Origin of the sequence: Paraburkholderia sp. 40, assembly GCF_050434105.1 — a bacterium.
GTDB lineage: Bacteria > Pseudomonadota > Gammaproteobacteria > Burkholderiales > Burkholderiaceae > Paraburkholderia > Paraburkholderia tuberum.
Genome location: NZ_JBNPVY010000004.1, coordinates 2,193,059 through 2,211,276, shown reverse-complemented (window position 1 = coordinate 2,211,276; position 18,218 = coordinate 2,193,059). Strand labels below are relative to the sequence as shown.

Sequence of the window (18,218 nt, the reverse complement as noted above, 5' to 3'; positions counted from 1 at the left end):
CGGGTCCGCGTGAGGCTCGTTGCAAGCCTGGCGCGTCGTGCCGCTTAGTCGCGGAAGTTGTTGAAGTCGAGCGGCGTGTCGGTCACGTCCTTGCGCAGCATCGCGATCACGCTTTGCAGATCATCGCGCTTCGCACCGGTGATGCGCACCGCATCGCCCTGAATGCTCGCCTGCACCTTGATCTTGCTGTCCTTCACCAGACGCACGATTTTCTTCGACAGATCGCCCGAGACGCCCTTCTTGATCTTGATGACCTGCTTGACCTTGTCGCCGCCGATCTTCTCGATCTTGCCGTAGTCGAGGAAGCGCACGTCGACGTTGCGCTTGGCCATTTTCGACAGCAGCACGTCCTTCACCTGGCCGAGCTTGAAGTCGTCGTCGGCGTACGCGGTGATTTCGTTTTCCTTGTGTTCCACGCGCGCGTCGGACCCCTTGAAGTCGAAACGCGTCGAAATTTCCTTGTTGGACTGCTCGATCGCGTTCTTGACTTCGATCATGTTCGCTTCGCAGACGACGTCAAACGATGGCATTGCTTTCTCCCAATAGTGCGGCAGTGCGCGACACAGCCGGTCGGCTGAGCGCGAGGCACTCGCTATAATCACGGACCGGACGTCATTTTACCGACGCCGCTCTCTTTTGCCCAAGGCCGCCGCGCGGCGTCGCGACGGCGGGCGATCCCGCGTCGGGCGGCGCCGCTCGTGTCGTCAGGCGCGTCATTGTTGGTTTTTGTCGTTTCCTGTTGCTTCCCGTCGTTGCCCTGTTGCCATTCCGATGTCCCAATCCGCTCTTGCCGCTCCCGCCGTCGCGTCCCTCATGGCCGGCTATCCGCTGAAGGCCCACAACACGTTCGGCTTCGACGTGCGCGCGCAGTTCGCGTGCCTGATCGAGCGTGAGGAACAGTTGCTCGCCGCGGTGCGCGATCCGCGCGTCGAGGGCCTGCCGCGCCTCGTGCTGGGCGGTGGCAGCAACGTCATGCTGACCGGCGACTTCGCCGGGCTCGTGCTGCTGGTGGCGCTGCGCGGGCGCCGCGTGGTGCGCGAGGATCAGGATGCGTGGTATGTCGAGGCGGCTGGCGGCGAGCCGTGGCACGAGTTCGTCGCGTGGACGTTGGCGCAGGGCATGCCCGGCCTCGAGAATCTCGCGCTGATACCTGGCACGGTCGGCGCGGCGCCAATCCAGAACATCGGCGCGTACGGGCTCGAAATTTGCGAACGCTTCGCGTCGCTGCGGGCGATCGAGCTCGCGACCGGCGAGGCCGTCGAACTCGACGGCGATGCGTGCCGGTTCGGCTATCGCGACAGCCTTTTCAAGCGGGAAGGGCGCGAGCGCTTCGTGATTGCGTCGGTGACGTTCCGTTTGCCGAAGGCGTGGCAGCCGCGCGCGGGCTACGCGGATCTCGCGCGCGAGCTGGCGGCGCGCGGTCATGCGGCGAGCGCTGGCCAAGCCGAGGGTGCGGCCACGCAGCCGACCGCGCAAGCCATTTTCGATGCGGTCGTCGCCGTGCGGCGTGCGAAGCTGCCCGATCCGCTCGAACTGGGCAACGCGGGGAGCTTCTTCAAGAATCCGGTAATCGATGCCGCCCAGTTCGAGGCGCTGAAGCGTCGCGAGCCGGAAGTCGTGTCGTATGTGCAAGCGGATGGGCGGGTGAAGCTGGCGGCTGGCTGGCTGATCGACCGATGCGGCTGGAAGGGCCGCGCGATGGGCGCGGCGGCCGTGCATGAGCGACAGGCGCTGGTGCTGGTGAATCGCGGTGGCGCGAGCGGCACGGAAGTGTTGGCGCTGGCACGGGCGATCCAGCACGACGTGTTCGAGCGATTCGGCGTGGAACTGGAGGCGGAGCCAGTTTGCCTGTGAGCGGCAGTTCTCTCTTTTCGCGCTGAGTTGCCCCGCGGAGCGTCGCCGCCGACGAATGCAAAAGGCGCCGGGAGTTTCCTCCCGGCGCCTTTTTTGTGCCCGCGGTTCCGGCGGGTGTATGGACCAGCGGCTCGCTCAGTGATTGAGCTTGCCGAGCAGCAGGTATTCCATCAACGCCTTCTGCACGTGCAGACGGTTTTCCGCCTCATCCCACACGACGCTCTGCGGTCCGTCGATCACTTCCGCGCTGACTTCTTCGCCGCGATGCGCGGGCAGGCAGTGCATGAAGAGCGCGTCGGGATTCGCGCGCGCCATCATGTCGGCGTCGACGCACCAGTCTGCGAAGGCCTTCTTGCGCGCTTCGTTCTCGGCCTCGAAGCCCATGCTGGTCCACACGTCGGTGGTGACGAGATCGGCGCCCGTGCAGGCTTCGTTCGGGTCGTCGAATTCCTCGTAGAACGACGCGCTTTCCGCCGCGACGAGCGCGCGGTCGAGCTTGTAGCCGGGCGGCGTGGACAGGCGCAGCCTGAACCCGAGAATCTGCGCGGCTTCGATCCACGTGTACAGCATGTTATTCGCGTCGCCGACCCACGCGACCGTCTTGTCGCGAATTGGACCGCGATGCTCAAAGTACGTGAAGATGTCTGCGAGCACCTGACACGGGTGGTATTCGTTCGTGAGCCCGTTAATCACCGGCACGCGCGAATTCTCGGCGAAGCGCTGGATGATGTCCTGGCCGAACGTGCGGATCATGATGATGTCGACCATGCGCGAGATGACCTGCGCGGCGTCTTCGATCGGCTCGCCGCGGCCGAGCTGCGTGTCGCGCGTGCTCATGAACACGGCGTGGCCGCCCAGCTGGAAGATGCCGGCTTCGAATGACAGGCGCGTGCGTGTCGAATTCTTTTCGAAGATCATCGCCAGCGTGCGGTCATGCAGCGGGTGATAGGTCTCGTAGTTCTTGAATTTGCGTTTCAGGATGCGCGCGCGCTCCAGCACGTACTCGTAGTCTTCCAGCGAGAAGTCCTTGAACTGCAGGTAGTGGCGAATTTTCTTGGCGGTCATGAAACAAATACGGCGGTCTCACCCGGCAGGGTTGCCGGACTGCGCCGCCGTCGGTCTGGTGGTAACTCCATGCAGCATAAAGGATTTCGCCTCGTTTGACGAGTCGGCGGGAAGGCGCCGCAAGCGATTCGAAAGCGTCGTATCGGGCTTCGGGGGGCATAGGAAGGCGCTTGTGTGCGCTGCGGAAAAAGGCCCGCTGCGCTATAATCTACGGGTTATCCCAAAGCCCAGCAGGCCGACGTTTCGCATGAAGAAACGCGGCTCGCGCGGCGCGGAAAGCCTGTCACGGCGTGGCCGTCATGACAGACGCCAGAGCGGTTCAGCCGGTTCGCCGCAGCGGTTCTCGTGGTGCGGTTCGTCATTGTTGCGTTAGCGCCAGATCCCACGCACGTCGCAGGTGGCTGCAAGCGCTTGCCGTACATGCCGCTTGCGGTGAGTTCGAGCGTACAACTGGCGTCGCCGGTTGGTCGTCATTCCGCTGGGCAGTCACACAGGTATTTCTACATGGCCGAAGCAGCTCCAATCGAATATTTCATTCAGGGCATTACGTCGACCGGAAAAAAATTTCGGCCGAGCGACTGGTCGGAGCGGCTCGCGGGCGTCATGTCGTCGTTCGGGCCCGGCGTGAGGAAGGGGCCGAACGCCTATATGCAGTACTCGCTGTACGTGCGGCCGACCATGATCGGCGACCTCAAATGCGTGATTCTCGATTCGCGGCTGCGCGACATCGAACCAATGGCCTTCGATTTCGTTATGAACTTCGCGAAAGACAACGACCTGCTGGTCACCGAGGCGTGTGAGCTGGAACTCGAGCATGCGCCTGCGCCGCAAGCCAAACGGCACGTCATCTGATGTAAGTCGACCGGATCGGCAAAAGCAAAAAAACAAAAACCCGCAAGCAGCGGGTTTTTTTGTGACTGGCAATTCAACCAAAACAAAAAAGCCCGCCAAAGCGGGCTTCTTGTGCAGCGGAAACAGGAGGTAGCCCGCCGAAACGGGCCGACCGGAATTACTGCGCTGCGGGCGCTTGCAGACCCTTGACGGCTGCAGCGAGGCGGCTCTTGTTGCGAGCTGCCTTGTTCTTGTGAACGATGTTCTTGTCGGCGATGATGTCGATGGTCTTCGACGATGCCTTGAAGATTTCGGCGGCCTTAGCGTGATCGCCTGCGTCGATTGCCTTGCGGACAGCCTTGATAGCCGTGCGGAACTTCGAGCGCAGTGCCGAGTTGTGCGAGTTTGCCTTCGCGGCCTGGCGGGCGCGCTTGCGTGCTTGTGCGGAGTTAGCCATGACGGTTCCTTATCCTGTTCCTGTTTCCAGTACCCGGCCTTCAATGATGAGGCGAGGTGCTGCTTCTCGATCCGAACCCTTGGAAGCGATTGCCCAAGGGCGCAAAAGTGTCGAAAAAATCGATCGAACTACGCGAAGGCGGGCCCGTGTTTCAAGGCATCCGGATGTATTGACAGGCGGCGCTGCGCCAACCTGAGAACCGCGTCCGAAGACCATTCGAAAACTGAGCAAGCTTCGAAACCGACGATTATAGCAACAAAATCAGGCACGTGACAACGGAAAACACGCGCCGGCGCCACAATGACCGGAGCGGCGTCATGTCGGCGCGTATGTGCTGGCCCTCCTGCGAGGGCGCCGATGGAGGCGGGGGCGCTGCCGGGAAGACCGCAGAAAACACAAAAAATCGCGCTTTCCAGCCGATCGCGGCGAACGTCCGCGTGGCAAATCGGTCCGAATCGCGTTCTGGCTCGTCGCCCGCATTGGCGGGACCCGTATAATAAGCGCCCCATGAATCTATTCCGAGCCCTGCTGACGGTCAGCGGCTTCACGCTGCTGTCGCGCGTGACCGGACTGGCCCGTGAAACGCTGATCGCCCGTGCGTTCGGCGCCAGTCAATACACCGACGCTTTCTACGTCGCCTTTCGCATTCCGAACCTGCTGCGTCGCATTTCCGCCGAAGGCGCGTTCTCGCAGGCCTTCGTGCCGATCCTCGCGGAGTTCAAGAACCAGCAAGGCCACGACGCCACCAAGGCGCTCGTCGACGCGACTTCGACCGTGCTCGCGTGGGCGCTCGCCGTGCTGTCAGTGATCGGCGTGGTCGGCGCGTCGGGCGTCGTGTTCGTCGTGGCGTCGGGCCTCGCGCACGAGGGCCACGCGTACCAGCTTGCGGTCGCGATGACGCGCATCATGTTCCCATACATCATTTTCATCTCGCTGACGTCGCTGGCGTCGGGCGTGCTGAATACGTACAAGAACTTTTCGTTGCCCGCGTTCGCGCCCGTGCTGTTGAACGTCGCGTTCATCGTCTCCGCCGTATTCCTCGCGCCGCGCCTGCAAACGCCGGTCTATGCGCTCGCCTGGGCAGTAATCGTCGGCGGCGTGCTGCAATTCGTCGTGCAGCTGCCGGGCCTCAAGAAGATCGACATGGTGCCGCTCATCGGCCTGAACCCGCTGCGCGCGCTCGCGCATCGCGGCGTAAAGCGGGTGCTCGCGAAGATGGTGCCGGCGATGTTCGCGGTGTCGGTCGCGCAGATCAGCCTGATCATCAACACCAACATCGCGTCGCACATCGGCCCCGGCGCGGTGTCGTGGATCAACTACGCCGACCGGTTGATGGAGTTTCCGACCGCGCTGCTCGGCGTCGCGCTGGGCACGATCCTGCTGCCGAGCCTGTCGAAGGCGCACGTCGATGCCGACTCGCATGAGTATTCGTCGCTGCTCGACTGGGGACTGCGCGTCACGTTCCTGCTCGCCGCGCCGAGCGCGATCGCGCTGTTCTTTTTCGCCCAGCCGCTGACAGCGGTGCTGTTCAACTACGGCAAGTTCGACGGCAATGCGGTCGTGATGGTGAGCCGCGCGCTCGCCGCCTACGGAGTCGGCCTGATCGGCCTCATCCTGATCAAGATCCTCGCGCCGGGCTTTTACGCGAAGCAAGACATCAAGACGCCAGTGAAGATCGGCATCGGCGTGCTGGTCGTCACGCAGCTGAGCAACTACGTGTTCGTGCCGGTGTTCGCGCATGCGGGTCTCACGCTGAGCGTCGGGCTCGGCGCTTGCGTCAATGCGTTGCTGCTATTCATTGGTCTGCGCAAACGTGGCATTTATATGCCGTCGAGCGGCTGGCTCAAGTTTTTCGTGCAGTTGCTCGGAGCGTGCCTCGTGCTCGCCGGCGTGATGCGCTGGCTCGCGATCAGCTTCGACTGGATCGGCATGCATACCCAGCCGGTCAGCCGCATGGTGTTGCTCGGTGCGTGTCTCGTGCTGTTCGCCGCGCTGTATTTCGGTATGCTTTGGCTGATGGGCTTCAAGTACGCGTATTTCAGAAGGCGAGTGAAGTGATCACCATGTCGCGGGTTCTCGATTATTTCAGTACGCTCGTCGCCGAAGACGAGAGCCTGCCGCTGACCGAGACGGCGCTCTCGATCGCGCAGGATGCCTATCCCGACCTCGATCTGCAGTCGGTGCTCGCCGAGATCGACGAGCTGGTGCTGCGGCTGCGGCGCCGCATGCCCGACGATGCCGACATCCGTCAGAAGGTTGGCATCCTCAATCGTTTCTTTTTTCGCGAACTCGGTTTCGCGAGCAACCTGAACGATTACTACGACCCCGACAACAGCCATCTGAACGTCGTACTCAAACGTCGCCGCGGCATTCCGATTTCGCTCGCGGTGCTCTATCTGGAGATGGCCGAGCAATTCGGCGTTCCGGTGCGTGGGGTGTCGTTTCCAGGCCACTTCCTGCTGCGCGTGACGATGCCCGACGGCGACGTGATGCTCGATCCGACCACCGGTCATTCGCTGTCCGAAGCGCAGATGGTCGAGATGCTCGAGCCGTACGTCGCGTCGGCTGGCGATTCGGTCGGGCGCGCGCTACGCATGCTGCTGCAACCGGCCACGCATCGCGAGATCGTCGCGCGGATGTTGCGTAACCTGAAGGCGATCTATCTGCAGACCGAGCGTTGGCAACGTCTGCTCGCGGTGCAGCAACGGCTCGTCATTCTGCTGCCGGACAATATCGAGGAAGTGCGGGATCGCGGTTTCGCGTATGCGCGGCTCGATTATCTGCGGCCCGCGCTTGACGACCTCGAAAGCTATCTCGGCGATCGCCCCGATGCGGAAGATGCCACCGTAGTCGAGTCGCAGTTGCATGAATTGCGGCAGCGCGCGCGGCATGATGGCGGCGAATAGCGACGCGCGTTTTCACGCTGCATAAAACACAAACGCCTGCACATGTCGCACATGCACAGGCGTTTTTTATCGCCGTATGCAGGCCTTGGCCAAGCATCGGCGACCAGATCGATCGCTAAGCGATCCTCACTTCGGCTGCATGCGGATCGCGCCGTCCAGCCGGATCACCTCGCCGTTCAGCATCGGATTGTCGAAGATCTGCTTGGCGAGCATCGCGTATTCGGCCGGTTTGCCGAGGCGCGGCGGGAACGGCACCATCGCACCGAGCGCGTCCTGCACTTCCTGCGGCATGCCGAGCAGCATCGGCGTTTCGAAGAGGCCGGGGGCGATCGTCATCACGCGGATCGCGTTGCGCGACAGGTCTCGCGCGATCGGCAGCGTCATACCGACCACGCCAGCCTTCGACGCGGAGTAGGCCGCCTGGCCGATCTGGCCGTCGAACGCGGCGACCGATGCGGTGTTGATGATCACGCCGCGCTCGCCGTTGGCGTTCGGCTCGTTCTTCGACATTTGCACCGCGGCGAGCCGGATCATGTTGAACGTGCCGATCAGATTGATCGAGATCGTGCGCGTGAACAGATCGAGCGAATGGGGGCCATCCTTGCCGACGGTCTTCGCGGCCGGCGCGACGCCCGCGCAGTTGACGAGACCCCGCAGCGTACCGAGCTTCGTCGCGGCTTCGACGGCCTGTTGCGCGTCCTCTTCCCGGCTCACGTCGCATTTGACGAAAGCGCCGCCGAGTTCCTTTGCGAGCGCCTCGCCCGCGTCCAGATTCAGGTCGGCGAGGACGACTTTGCCGCCGTTCTCGACGAGCAGGCGCGCGGTGGCAGCGCCGAGCCCTGATGCGCCGCCGGTGATCAGGAACACGTTGTCACGAATTTCCATGTCTTCTCCTTTGCTACGGTTGTTCAGTGCGGTCTCGAGCGAAGCATTTTTCGACGACGATCGATTGTAGCGGCTGTGCTGCGCTGCGGAAAGCGAAGCGGGCGGCGGCATGCAAGCGCTATGGAAACCTAACTGGTTCCGCTGGGCGTTCCCCACCGCTTGCCGCTTTTGGTTTACGCACCGAGCCAAATAAAAAAACCCGCCCAACGTGGGCGGGTTTTGGTCAAACGAAAACAGCGGTAATGTTTGGACCAAGCCGGCTTACTTCAGCGCGTCGAACGCGCGGGCGCGAATTTCATCGACGCTGCCGAGGCCCGAAATGCGGCGATATTGGGGCGCCTTCACCGAGCTCGACGTATCGCCGTTCTTCGCCCAGCCGTTGTAGTACTCGATCAGCGGCTTGGTTTGCGATTCGTACACTTCCAGACGCTTCTTGACCGTTTCTTCCTTGTCGTCGTCGCGCTGGATCAGCGGCTCGCCGGTCACGTCGTCGATGCCCTCGACCTTCGGCGGATTGAACGTCACGTGATAGGTGCGGCCCGACGCGGGGTGCGAGCGACGGCCGCTCATGCGCACGATGATCTCGTCGAACGGCACGTCGATTTCGAGCACGTAGTCGATCGCGACACCGGCCTGCTTCATTGCTTCGGCTTGCGGAATCGTGCGCGGGAAGCCGTCGAACAGATAGCCGTTCGCGCAGTCCGGCTGCCGGAGACGTTCCTTCACGAGGTTGATGATCAGCTCATCCGTGACGAGCTCGCCGGCGTCCATGAAGCGCTTTGCTTCGAGGCCGAGCGGCGTGCCAGCCTTGACGGCCGCGCGCAGCATGTCGCCGGTCGAAATTTGCGGGATGCCGAACTTTTCCTTGATGAAGTTGGCCTGAGTGCCTTTGCCGGCACCCGGTGCACCCAACAGGATCAAACGCATGGATATCTCCAGATCTATGTGAATTCTTTGTTGACGCGGCATGCTTCCCGGCGATTCTCGCAGGTTCCGCATCGGCTACCGTCGGCTACCTCGCGCTGCACGTCGAATACGACGGCGCTGCAAGATCCGCACGGCGCGACCGGGATAACCCGAGTGTCGGCTGCGCTGGGAGGCGCGCATAACCGTTCGATTATGCCACGGCTTCCCGCGCTCAAGACCCGAATAAGGCCCGTACGCGCGCGAGATCGGCGGGGGTATCGACCCCCGGCAACGGTACGTCTTGCGTGACGAGGACCGCGATGCGCTCGCCATGCCACATCGCGCGCAGTTGTTCGAGCGCTTCGACCTGCTCGATCGGCGAGATCGCGAGGCTCGGGTACGTGCGCAGAAATTTCGCGCGATACGCGTACAGGCCGATGTGCCGGTATACGACGGCGGGCGCGGGCGGCGTCGGCATCGACGCGACGTTGGGCCAGTGCGGTTGCCATGCGTCGCGCGCCCACGGGATCGGCGCGCGCGAGAAATACAGCGCGACGCCGCGCGCATCGGGCACGACCTTGACCACGTTCGGATTGAAGATTTCGGCGGGATCGGTGATCGGATGCGCGGCCGTCGCGATCGCGCAGTCGCTCGTCGTTGCCAGATGCGCGGCGACGCCGCGCACGAGCGCCGGGTCGATCAGCGGCTCGTCGCCCTGCACGTTGACGACGATCGTGTCGTCGCTCCAGCCGAAACGCGTCGCCACTTCCGCGAGACGGTCGGTGCCCGACGGATGGTCGGCGCGCGTGAGTACCGCGTCGAAGCCGTGGTCTCGCGCCGCGTCGAGCACTTCCTGCGCGTCCGACGCGACCAGCACCTGTTGCGCGCCCGATTCGCGCGCGCGCTCCGCGACGCGCACGACCATCGGTTTGCCGCCGATGTCCGCGAGCGGCTTGTTGGGCAGACGCGTCGACGCGAGGCGGGCCGGCACGACGGCGATAAACGGATGAGGGGTGGTGTGGATCATCGGATCAGGAACGGGCGGCGATCAGGCCGGAGGAAGAGGCTGCGCGCGCGACGCTCACGCGCAGGGTCGGACATGAGCCGGAGCGGCGAAAACCGCTGCGGATCGATTTTGGAGCGCATGCGGGGAGGGCGCGGTGGCATCGATGAAGCCTGCCTTGACCCGCGCGCGAGCGAAACGACGCGACGCCTCGCGCTGCAGTGGCGCTGCGGGTCAGGCGACCGAGCCGGGATTCAGATCGACTGGCGTGCCTTCGACGGTCTGCCGCGCTTCGTCGACGAGCATCACGGGAATGCCGTCGCGGATCGGATAGGCGAGCTTGTCCGCGTTGCAGATCAGTTCCTGCGCGGCGCGGTCGTAGCTGAGCGGGCCCTTGCAGATCGGGCAGACGAGGATTTCAAGCAGGCGAGCGTCCACGGACTTTCTCCACAACTAATGCAGTGAGGCGGTGATCAAGCGCGGCTTCGACCGGGACTACCCAGATGCGCGCGTCGTGCCAGGCCCCCAATTTTACCGCATCCTTTTCCGTAATCAGGATCGCGTCGGCGTCGACGTCGGTGAACGGATTGCGCTCGAACGCGTAGTGGTCGGGCAGCGCGCGCGTCGTGGGCGCGAGGCCGGCCGCGCGCACTGTCGCGAAAAAGCGTTCCGGCGCGCCGATGCCGGCCGCGGCCAGCACGCGTTGACCGGCGAATTGCGCAAGCGGGCGGCGCAGCGCGGGATTGTCGAGATGCCACGCGTCGGCAGCGGCGAGCTGCAGTGCGAACGTGTTCGGCCACGCGGGCAGCGTGCGCGCATACGGATCGTTGATCAGCGTCGCGTCGCGGCGGCGCGACAGCGGCTCGCGCAGCGGCCCGGCCGGTAGCAGGAAACCGTTGCCGCCGAGCCGGTGATCGAATACGACGAGTTCGACATCGCGCGCGAGGCGATAGTGCTGCAAGCCGTCGTCGCTGACGAGCACGTCGACGTCGCGATGCGCGGCGCACAACGCCTGCGCGGCGGCGACGCGGTCCGGACAGACCCACACGGGTGCGCCGGTGCGGCGCGCGATCAGCAACGGCTCGTCTCCGCCGACCCGTGCCGACGAACCGGGCGTGACCTGGGTCGGCGTGCTCACGCGCGCGCCGTAACCGCGCGACACGATGCCGGGCGTTAAGCCCGCGGCGCGCAACGCTTCGACGAGCGCGATGACGGTCGGCGTCTTGCCAGTGCCCCCGACCGTCACGTTGCCGACCACCACCACCGGCACGCCGACGCGCACCGATTTCAGCCAGCCGAGCGAAAACGCGGCGCGGCGCGCGGCCGCGACTGCGCCGAACACGCAGGCGAGCGGCGTCAGCGCCCAGGCGAGCGGTCCACGTTGCTGCCATTCGCGCGAGAGGCGCGCTCCGAGACGGTCGCTGAGTTCGCTCATGGGCGGGTTGCGAGCACGGACTGCGCCGTGCGCACTACGCGGGGTCAACATCAACGGTTCTCCGGGCAATCGAATGCGAATACGGGTCGAAAAATGAGGTGCGAGAGGCGCGGCGAAAGGGCCCGCGTCCAGTGGCCTCGGGCCGGCAAGCTCTCCGCCGCGCTGCGCGATCGACATGCCGTCGAACCCGGCACTGTAGCGCGCGGGCGTCCCGCCCGGCAAGTCGCGTAAGGTCCAACGCCAGGGCAATTGCATCAAAAGACCGGCATTCCAAGCACTCGAGCCCGATAGTGTTCATCGAATCCGGCCTTGAGCCGCTTGTTCTTTATGCCGACCTTGGTGGCTTTGTCAGCGCGCAGTAGATTCGACACGATGCGGCGCAAGATCGCGAAGTTTTGCGCCGCATTGTCCACCCGGGCACGACATTGATCCTCGCCAAAGGCAACATCGAGCACCCAATGCATGCTGTTTTCGATGGCCCAGTGAGCGCGCACCGCCTCGTTGATCCGTTTCGGGTCAGCAGGCAGGCTGTTCACGTAGTACCGCCGCTCCAGCGAAGCACGGCCGTCGATCTCGCGGGTGGCCTCAACCATCGCCACCGAGCGCAGGCCGGCCCATTTGCCGTCCTCATCCAGCCAGTCAATCATGTCGGTCGCAACGCACTGGCGCGTCTCGATTCTTCCGTGCACTTTCTTGCCTGTCTGACAGTGCTCAGCGAAGCGCACGCTGCGCAGGGACTGTGTGCGCTGTGCATCGAACAGCTGCACGATCGCTTCATGCAAGGCAGGCGGGTTGCCTTTGACCGCAAGCACATACTCTGCACCTCCAGCCACGATCTTCGCCGCGATCTCCCGCTGGCAACCCATCGCGTCGATCGTCACGATCGCACCCTTGAGCAGCAAGGCATCCAGCAATGCCGGGATCGCGGTTATTTCGTTGCTTTTATCTGCAGTCCTGACCTGGCCCAAGGTCGCCCCCAATGCGCCACAATAAGCCGATACCAGATGGATCGCGCTACGACCCATGCCGTGCGAGCGCCGTACTGTCTTGCCGTCAATTGCCACCACCTGGCCCGCGACTGCAGGACAAATACCGCTTACCCATCGCACAAAGCACGCTTCGAACTGCCGCGCATCAAGCGCCGCGAATACGCGTCCGAACGTGTCATGCGAGGCAATCCCGTTGCGCAGAGGCAAGTACCGGCGCAGCCACTCCAGTTGTCCCTGCGCCCACAAAGCGATCCCCACCCAGGTGTCGGCACCCGACAGGATCGCCGCCAGGGCAACCACCAGCATTTCCGTCAGATCATGCTCCGGGGTGCGTACACGCGGGTCCTTCAGGTCCCCAAACGCGTCTTGCAAACTCAACGGCTCGTATTCGTCGTCCACACCACTCCCGGCTCTTGGCAAAACCAAGAGTTAACGCTTCTTCGCAGCAGTTTACAACCCCCATTCGTAACCCATTGTGGGTAAACAATTTTTCATGCGATTGCCCTGCCATGCGACCCACGCCACCGAGGAAACGCGGGCATCCTCCCAGTCTTGAGCGCCCTCGACAGAACCAGGCCATGGAGACGACATGACTCCGGTTACATGGACACCCCAAATCAACCTTATGGCGTCCACTTTTCGGGGACCAGATCATCAGCGACAGGTGTCTGACCATGGTGAATGACGCTGACTAGGGTTCATTGGATTGGCGACGTATGACTTGTCTGTGATGGGTGACGCAAGGATTACGCCATAAACCTGCAGACCGATTCCTCCCGGTGACAGGGCGGAGCCCGTTAGCAAGCTATTCGTGCTTCCTGCGGTCGGCGCCGCGCGGGCTACGGCCGCGGTCGTGGCGAGCGGTATTCGCTATAGACCGAAGGCATGAATCTTGTGATCGCTGCCGCCCGCAACGAACAGCTGTCCGTTCACGACGGTCGGCGATGCGAAGATGCCCCCGGTGATCCGGTCAGCCGGCGCTAGGCTATCGGTGCTCCAGAGTACATTTCCAGTCGTCGCGTCCAAGGCGAACACCTGGCTTGCGACGCCATCGGCGTAGTACACGACGCCGTTTGCGACGATGGGCGAAATGGCGGGGTTGTTCTTCGTCGCGTTTGCGCCGATCGGCTGCTGCCAGGCAAGGCTGACGGAACAGTTGCTGCCAACGGCCAGCGCGAGGAGCCCGTGGTTGTTCAACGCGACAGGTGAGTCGGACGGCGCCGCGACGTAAAGTTGGTTCAACACCGGATCGAACGCAGGCTGGCCGATGTTGACGCCGGCACTCGAACTCTGGGCAATCGCCAACGTCTGGATGGGGCCTGACTGCTGGATGGTGGCCCGGTTATAGATGAACAGGTTGCCGCTCTTTTGGTAGGCCGCAAGCATCGTTGGGCAGCCGGGACGCTGGAACAGCACCGCCGTCGCACCGAAGTCCACGTCTGGCACAGCAACGGTCGGAGCGAGCGGCGAGTTGGACGCGGCCGCCGCCAGCGTTGGGGTTAGCTTGACGACGTGTTCTGCGAACCCGGCATTTTCCGGATTGGCGAAAGCGTTTCCCGTTAGCGCGTAGACGACTGTCCCGTCAGGCGGGATCGATACGCCTCCCGCACCCCAGATGCCGCCCCCTTCCGGCCCGTTCGCACCGGTCGGGTACCAGCGTTCCAGAATCGTCGGCGGGTTGCTGGTCGATACGTGGACGAGCTGTCCATGGTACGGCCGGGTATCGCACGGGTCGCCGGCCGTAGCGACGTATAGCGAGGTGCCGATGATCGCGGGGCTGCCGTAGACGAACGTCCTCGGCCAGGAATTCGCCGCGTCGGGAATAGGCAGGTTGAAGCCGGGCGTATCCGCGCCGGTTGCGAGGTCGTATGCGTGCAGGTAGCCTCTGCCGCTCACGATGTATAGCCGGTTGGTGGAACGGTCGATGGTGGGCGTCCCCATGAAACCGGCGTTGCCGCCCGACAAGGCCAAGTCCTCGCAGCTGGTTTGCACGGCAGGCACGCTTTGTTGCCAGATGATGGCCCCGGTGGAAGCGTTCAGCGCGAACGTGGTCCCCAGCAGCGTCGCCGCATAGACGACATCGGTCAACGTGCCGTTGATGTTCACGCCTGTAGCCAACGTCGGCTGAGTCAGGATGGCGCCGCCAAGGTCGGTCGCCCAGTGCGTCACCAAGCCCTTGCGCACAGTGGTCGGGTTAAGCACGGTCTCGACGGGGTTGTTCCCGGTTCGCTGCATGTCCATGCCGAATGTGGGCCAGTCGGTCGCCGTGAAGGACGAGGCAGCCGCTGCTCCGGGTGTCCGGGCTCGTGTCGCGGCGCTCACAGCCGCAGGCGCCTGGTATGGCGCGTTCGCCGTCAGCGTCGGACCCTGACCGCCGGGGACGCTGGGCGGAAGGTGGCCGTTCACGAAATTCTGTTGGCTCACCGGCGATCCATCGAGCGCACTGGCGGGCGGCATGTTCGGTTTGGCGGACGAACCCGAGCGGCCATGAGGCGGCATTGGAGAGGTTTGCGCGAGCGCGCTTAAGCCGGCAAAAATGGCGAGAATCATAGTGGCGACCCGCTCAACCTTCTTAAGACCGGCGTGTGCGGTGGTCATGGGGACACCTTCGGGGACGTGGAGTTGGTGCGCTTATCGTGTGAAGACAGCACACCGACGGCTTTTGGCCGTAGCACCCTTGCTTAAGACCCGCTTCAGCGTGCGGGTGGCGGTGGCCTTACAGACAGGAAGAGCCCAAGAAGAGCTCGGGAAGGACGGCACGCCAGCGAATATATCTTAGTATTCCGTCATGCGAAATTCAACCACGCATGGGCTGGCCGCCAGGGCAATCGCATCAAGAGACCTGCATTCCTAGCACTCGAGCCCGATAGTGTTCATCGAATCCGGCCTTGAGCCGCTTGTTCTTTATGCCGACCTTGGTGGCTTTGTCAGCGCGCAGTAGATTCGACACGATGCGGCGCAAGATCGCGAAGTTTTGCGCCGCATTGTCCACCCGGGCACGACATTGATCCTCGCCAAAGGCAACATCGAGCACCCAATGCATGCTGTTTTCGATGGCCCAGTGAGCGCGCACCGCCTCGTTGATCCGTTTCGGGAGCAGGCAGGCTGTTCACGTAGTACCGCCGCTCCAGCGAAGCACGGCCGTCGATCTCGCGGGTGGCCTCAACCATCGCCACCGAGCGCAGGCCGGCCCATTTGCCGTCCTCATCCAGCCAGTCAATCATGTCGGTCGCAACGCACTGGCGCGTCTCGATTCTTCCGTGCACTTTCTTGCCTGTCTGACAGTGCTCAGCGAAGCGCACGCTGCGCAGGGACTGTGTGCGCTGTGCATCGAACAGCTGCACGATCGCTTCATGCAAGGCAGGCTGGTTGCCTTTGACCGCAAGCACATACTCTGCACCTCCAGCCACGATCTTCGCCGCGATCTCCCGCTGGCAACCCATCGCGTCGATCGTCACGATCGCACCCTTGAGCAGCAAGGCATCCAGCAATGCCGGGATCGCGGTTATTTCGTTGCTTTTATCTGCAGTCCTGACCTGGCCCAAGGTCGCCCCCAACGCGCCGCAATAGGCCGATACCAGATGGATCGCGCTACGACCCATGCCGTGCGAGCGCCGTACTGTCTTGCCGTCAATTGCCACCACCTGGCCCGCGACTGCAGGACAGATACCGCTTACCCATCGCACAAAGCACGCTTCGAACTGCCGCGCATCAAGCGCCGCGAATACGCGTCCGAACGTGTCATGCGAGGCAATCCCGTTGCGCAGAGGCAAGTACCGGCGCAGCCACTCCAGTTGTCCCTGCGCCCACAAAGCGATCCCCACCCAGGTGTCGGCACCCGACAGGATCGCCGCCAGGGCAACCACCAGCATTTCCGTCAGATCATGCTCCGGGGTGCGTACACGCGGGTCCTTCAGGTCCCCAAACGCGTCTTGCAAACTCAACGGCTCGTATTCGTCGTCCACACCACTCCCGGCTCTTGGCAAAACCAAGAGTTAACGCTTCTTCGCAGCAGTTTACAACCCCCATTCGTAACCCATTGTGGGTAAACAATTTTTCGTGCGATTGCCCTGGGTCCAACGCACGCCGCTCCACGCTATGTGCGGTTGCTCACAGTCTGTGGATAACTTTGTGGAGAACCTGCCGTCCGATCCTCCCGAAGGGCCATTCCGTGCGCTTTGGATCGTAGTACCCGCTCGCTATCGAGATGCAAACGCCATATAAATCAAGGCTCTGCCTGGAATTCATTGACGTTGGCGGGCGTTCTGGCGGAATTCGTCAGGCGGTTCCCGCCATGTGGACACTTTTAACAATCTTGCGATTCCGGCTGGACGCCGCTCTTCGCCCGGTCTATCGTCTGTCCGGCCAGCGCTATTTATTCCTTGCATGAACCCCGAAAATCCTTTTGCTTCTGCGGCCACATCAGGTGGTGAGGTCGTCGTTCCCGTCTCCGCGCTCAATCGCGCGATCGGCACGATGCTCGAACGCTCGTTTCCGCTCGTTTGGGTCGCGGGTGAAGTGTCGAACTTCACGCGCGCCGCGAGCGGCCATTGGTACTTCTCGATCAAGGACGCGCAGGCGCAGATGCGCTGCGTGATGTTCCGCGGTCGAGCTCAGTACGCCGAATTCATGCCGCGCGAAGGCGATCGCATCGAAGTGCGCGCCCTCGTCACGATGTACGAGCCGCGTGGCGAACTGCAGCTTAATGTCGAAGCGGTGCGCCGCACCGGCCAGGGGCGTCTGTACGAAGCGTTTCTGCGGTTGAAGGCGCAACTCGAGGCCGAGGGGTTGTTTGCCGCCGAGCGCAAGCGCGCACTGCCGACGCATCCGTGCGCGATCGGTATCGTCACGTCGTTGCAGGCGGCCGCATTGCGCGATGTGCTGACGACGCTGTCGCGTCGCGCGCCGCATATTCCGGTGATCGTTTATCCGGCGCCGGTGCAGGGCGCGGGCGTCAGCGCGAAGCTCGCGGCGATGGTCGAGGCGGCTGGCGCGCGCCGCGAGGTCGACGTGCTGATCGTGTGTCGCGGCGGCGGCTCGATCGAAGATCTGTGGGCGTTCAACGAAGAAGTGCTCGCGCGCGCGATTGCGGAAAGCGTCATACCCGTGGTGAGCGGCGTCGGTCACGAGACCGATTTCACGATTGCCGATTTCGCCGCCGACGTACGTGCACCGACGCCGACCGGTGCCGCCGAACTCGTCAGTCCACAGCGCGTCATGCTGCTGCGCGAACTTGATCATCGGCACGCGACGCTCGCGCGCGCGTTCGGCCGCATGATGGAGCGGCGCGCGCAGCAGCTCGACTGGCTGGTGCGCCGGCTCGTGTCGCCCGCCGAGCGGCTCGCTCGGCAGCGCACGCATCTGCAGCAGTTGCGCGTTCGGCTCGCGGCGGCGGGCGCCCGGCCGGTGCGCGACGCTCGTGCGCGATTTTCGTTGCTGCAGATGCGCTGGCAACGCTGGCGTCCGGATCTCGCGGCCGAGCGCACGCGCGTCAACGTGATGGCGCAGCGTCTGAATGCGGCGCTATCGCGCCGGCATGAACGACAGGTCGCGCGCATCGACATGCTCAGCGCGCGACTCGAAGTGCTGAGTCCACAGCGCACGCTCGAGCGCGGTTATGCGGCCGTGCTCGATGCGCAAAGCGGTCGGGCGATTCGCACGCCGTCGTCGCTGAAACCTGGACGTCGTCTGACGATGCATCTCGCCGAAGGCTCGGCCGATGTCGCGCTCGCCGACGTGCAGGCGCGTCTGACCGACGGTTTCTGACGTTTCGCCGGTGGGCGCGTGACGCCTGTTTACTGTCTTCCGACGAACCGGGCACGCGCCATGCGCGCCCTTCTCATGGGCCTTGCGCACGGCGTGTTCGACCTGCCGGACATAAAGGCCG

Annotated in this window: 15 protein-coding genes and 1 pseudogene; 5 read left to right on the top strand and 11 right to left on the bottom strand. The window is 63.5% G+C overall.

What is annotated here, in order from left to right; genetic code table 11:
* Positions 1-44: 44 nt before the first annotated feature.
* On the bottom strand, positions 45-530 hold the full coding sequence (locus tag OKW28_RS31955; RefSeq protein WP_018421633.1) for a YajQ family cyclic di-GMP-binding protein: 486 nt from the start codon (positions 528-530) through the stop codon (positions 45-47).
* A gap of 241 nt (positions 531-771) precedes the next feature.
* Here OKW28_RS31955 and murB point away from each other — a divergent pair, with 241 nt between their 5' ends.
* The gene (murB, locus tag OKW28_RS31950) at positions 772-1,854 is read left to right on the top strand and encodes a UDP-N-acetylmuramate dehydrogenase (protein ID WP_429451457.1); all 1,083 of its coding nucleotides are present in this window, start codon (positions 772-774) and stop codon (positions 1,852-1,854) included.
* A 135-nt stretch (positions 1,855-1,989) separates the two neighbouring features.
* Here the strand turns inward: murB and argF are convergent, their stop codons facing one another.
* Positions 1,990-2,919 carry an ornithine carbamoyltransferase gene (gene argF, locus OKW28_RS31945; protein WP_018421631.1) on the bottom strand — a complete coding sequence of 310 codons (930 nt, stop codon included), beginning with the start codon at positions 2,917-2,919 and terminating at the stop codon, positions 1,990-1,992.
* A gap of 504 nt (positions 2,920-3,423) precedes the next feature.
* Between argF and OKW28_RS31940 the strand changes: the two genes are divergently transcribed.
* Entirely contained in the window at positions 3,424-3,771 is a 348-nt protein-coding gene (locus tag OKW28_RS31940) for a DUF3579 domain-containing protein (RefSeq protein WP_008923011.1), read from the top strand.
* A 157-nt stretch (positions 3,772-3,928) separates the two neighbouring features.
* Here the strand turns inward: OKW28_RS31940 and rpsT are convergent, their stop codons facing one another.
* Complete coding sequence (gene rpsT / locus OKW28_RS31935) at positions 3,929-4,207, bottom strand: 30S ribosomal protein S20 (RefSeq protein WP_027198671.1); 279 nt, start codon at positions 4,205-4,207, stop codon at positions 3,929-3,931.
* A gap of 507 nt (positions 4,208-4,714) precedes the next feature.
* On the opposite strand from rpsT, the gene murJ reads away from it, so the two are divergent.
* Together murJ and OKW28_RS31925 are read left to right on the top strand one after the other, a co-directional pair.
* Positions 4,715-6,265, top strand: a complete 1,551-nt coding sequence (gene murJ, locus OKW28_RS31930) for a murein biosynthesis integral membrane protein MurJ (protein WP_429451455.1) — start codon at positions 4,715-4,717, stop codon at positions 6,263-6,265.
* Between the two features lie 5 nt (positions 6,266-6,270).
* Positions 6,271-7,113, top strand: a complete 843-nt coding sequence (locus OKW28_RS31925; RefSeq protein ID WP_429454527.1) for a SirB1 family protein — start codon at positions 6,271-6,273, stop codon at positions 7,111-7,113.
* A 126-nt stretch (positions 7,114-7,239) separates the two neighbouring features.
* Here OKW28_RS31925 and OKW28_RS31920 read toward each other — a convergent pair whose 3' ends face one another.
* From OKW28_RS31920 to OKW28_RS31885, 8 genes and pseudogenes are all read right to left on the bottom strand, one after another.
* Positions 7,240-7,998 (bottom strand): 3-hydroxyacyl-CoA dehydrogenase, encoded by a 759-nt coding sequence (locus OKW28_RS31920; protein ID WP_090805443.1) that lies wholly within the window; start codon positions 7,996-7,998, stop codon positions 7,240-7,242.
* A 261-nt stretch (positions 7,999-8,259) separates the two neighbouring features.
* Positions 8,260-8,925, bottom strand: a complete 666-nt coding sequence (gene adk, locus OKW28_RS31915) for an adenylate kinase (RefSeq protein ID WP_184058227.1) — start codon at positions 8,923-8,925, stop codon at positions 8,260-8,262.
* 211 nt (positions 8,926-9,136) lie between these two features.
* Entirely contained in the window at positions 9,137-9,931 is a 795-nt protein-coding gene (gene kdsB, locus OKW28_RS31910; protein WP_429451453.1) for a 3-deoxy-manno-octulosonate cytidylyltransferase, read from the bottom strand.
* A gap of 210 nt (positions 9,932-10,141) precedes the next feature.
* Positions 10,142-10,345: a Trm112 family protein gene (locus tag OKW28_RS31905; protein WP_007180583.1), complete on the bottom strand. Its 204-nt coding sequence runs from the start codon at positions 10,343-10,345 to the stop codon at positions 10,142-10,144.
* Positions 10,326-11,342, bottom strand: coding sequence for a tetraacyldisaccharide 4'-kinase (gene lpxK, locus OKW28_RS31900; protein ID WP_429451451.1), 1,017 nt, complete (start codon positions 11,340-11,342; stop codon positions 10,326-10,328). Before lpxK ends, OKW28_RS31905 begins: the two co-directional genes overlap by 20 nt.
* 254 nt (positions 11,343-11,596) lie before the next feature.
* Complete coding sequence (locus OKW28_RS31895; protein WP_429451449.1) at positions 11,597-12,730, bottom strand: ISAs1 family transposase; 1,134 nt, start codon at positions 12,728-12,730, stop codon at positions 11,597-11,599.
* Between the two features lie 471 nt (positions 12,731-13,201).
* Entirely contained in the window at positions 13,202-14,929 is a 1,728-nt protein-coding gene (locus OKW28_RS31890; protein ID WP_429451447.1) for a PQQ-binding-like beta-propeller repeat protein, read from the bottom strand.
* Between the two features lie 235 nt (positions 14,930-15,164).
* Positions 15,165-16,296: pseudogene (locus tag OKW28_RS31885) on the bottom strand (ISAs1 family transposase).
* Positions 16,297-16,717: 421 nt separating this feature from the next.
* Between OKW28_RS31885 and xseA the strand changes: the two are divergent.
* A complete protein-coding gene (gene xseA / locus OKW28_RS31880) occupies positions 16,718-18,097 on the top strand; it encodes an exodeoxyribonuclease VII large subunit (RefSeq protein WP_429451445.1) in 1,380 nt (459 codons plus the stop codon).
* The last annotated feature ends 121 nt before the right edge of the window (positions 18,098-18,218 follow it).

Excerpts from the sequence above, each read along its gene's own strand:
- xseA (WP_429451445.1), top strand. The coding sequence starts at position 16,718 with ATGAACCCCGAAAATCCTTTTGCTTCTGCGGCCACATCAGGTGGTGAG.
- OKW28_RS31890 (WP_429451447.1), bottom strand. The coding sequence starts at position 14,929 with ATGACCACCGCACACGCCGGTCTTAAGAAGGTTGAGCGGGTCGCCACT.
- murB (WP_429451457.1), top strand. The coding sequence starts at position 772 with ATGTCCCAATCCGCTCTTGCCGCTCCCGCCGTCGCGTCCCTCATGGCC.
- murJ (WP_429451455.1), top strand. The coding sequence starts at position 4,715 with ATGAATCTATTCCGAGCCCTGCTGACGGTCAGCGGCTTCACGCTGCTG.
- OKW28_RS31920 (WP_090805443.1), bottom strand. The coding sequence starts at position 7,998 with ATGGAAATTCGTGACAACGTGTTCCTGATCACCGGCGGCGCATCAGGG.
- adk (WP_184058227.1), bottom strand. The coding sequence starts at position 8,925 with ATGCGTTTGATCCTGTTGGGTGCACCGGGTGCCGGCAAAGGCACTCAG.
- OKW28_RS31955 (WP_018421633.1), bottom strand. The coding sequence starts at position 530 with ATGCCATCGTTTGACGTCGTCTGCGAAGCGAACATGATCGAAGTCAAG.
- rpsT (WP_027198671.1), bottom strand. The coding sequence starts at position 4,207 with ATGGCTAACTCCGCACAAGCACGCAAGCGCGCCCGCCAGGCCGCGAAG.
- kdsB (WP_429451453.1), bottom strand. The coding sequence starts at position 9,931 with ATGATCCACACCACCCCTCATCCGTTTATCGCCGTCGTGCCGGCCCGC.
- OKW28_RS31925 (WP_429454527.1), top strand. The coding sequence starts at position 6,271 with ATGTCGCGGGTTCTCGATTATTTCAGTACGCTCGTCGCCGAAGACGAG.
- OKW28_RS31940 (WP_008923011.1), top strand. The coding sequence starts at position 3,424 with ATGGCCGAAGCAGCTCCAATCGAATATTTCATTCAGGGCATTACGTCG.
- lpxK (WP_429451451.1), bottom strand. The coding sequence starts at position 11,342 with ATGAGCGAACTCAGCGACCGTCTCGGAGCGCGCCTCTCGCGCGAATGG.
- argF (WP_018421631.1), bottom strand. The coding sequence starts at position 2,919 with ATGACCGCCAAGAAAATTCGCCACTACCTGCAGTTCAAGGACTTCTCG.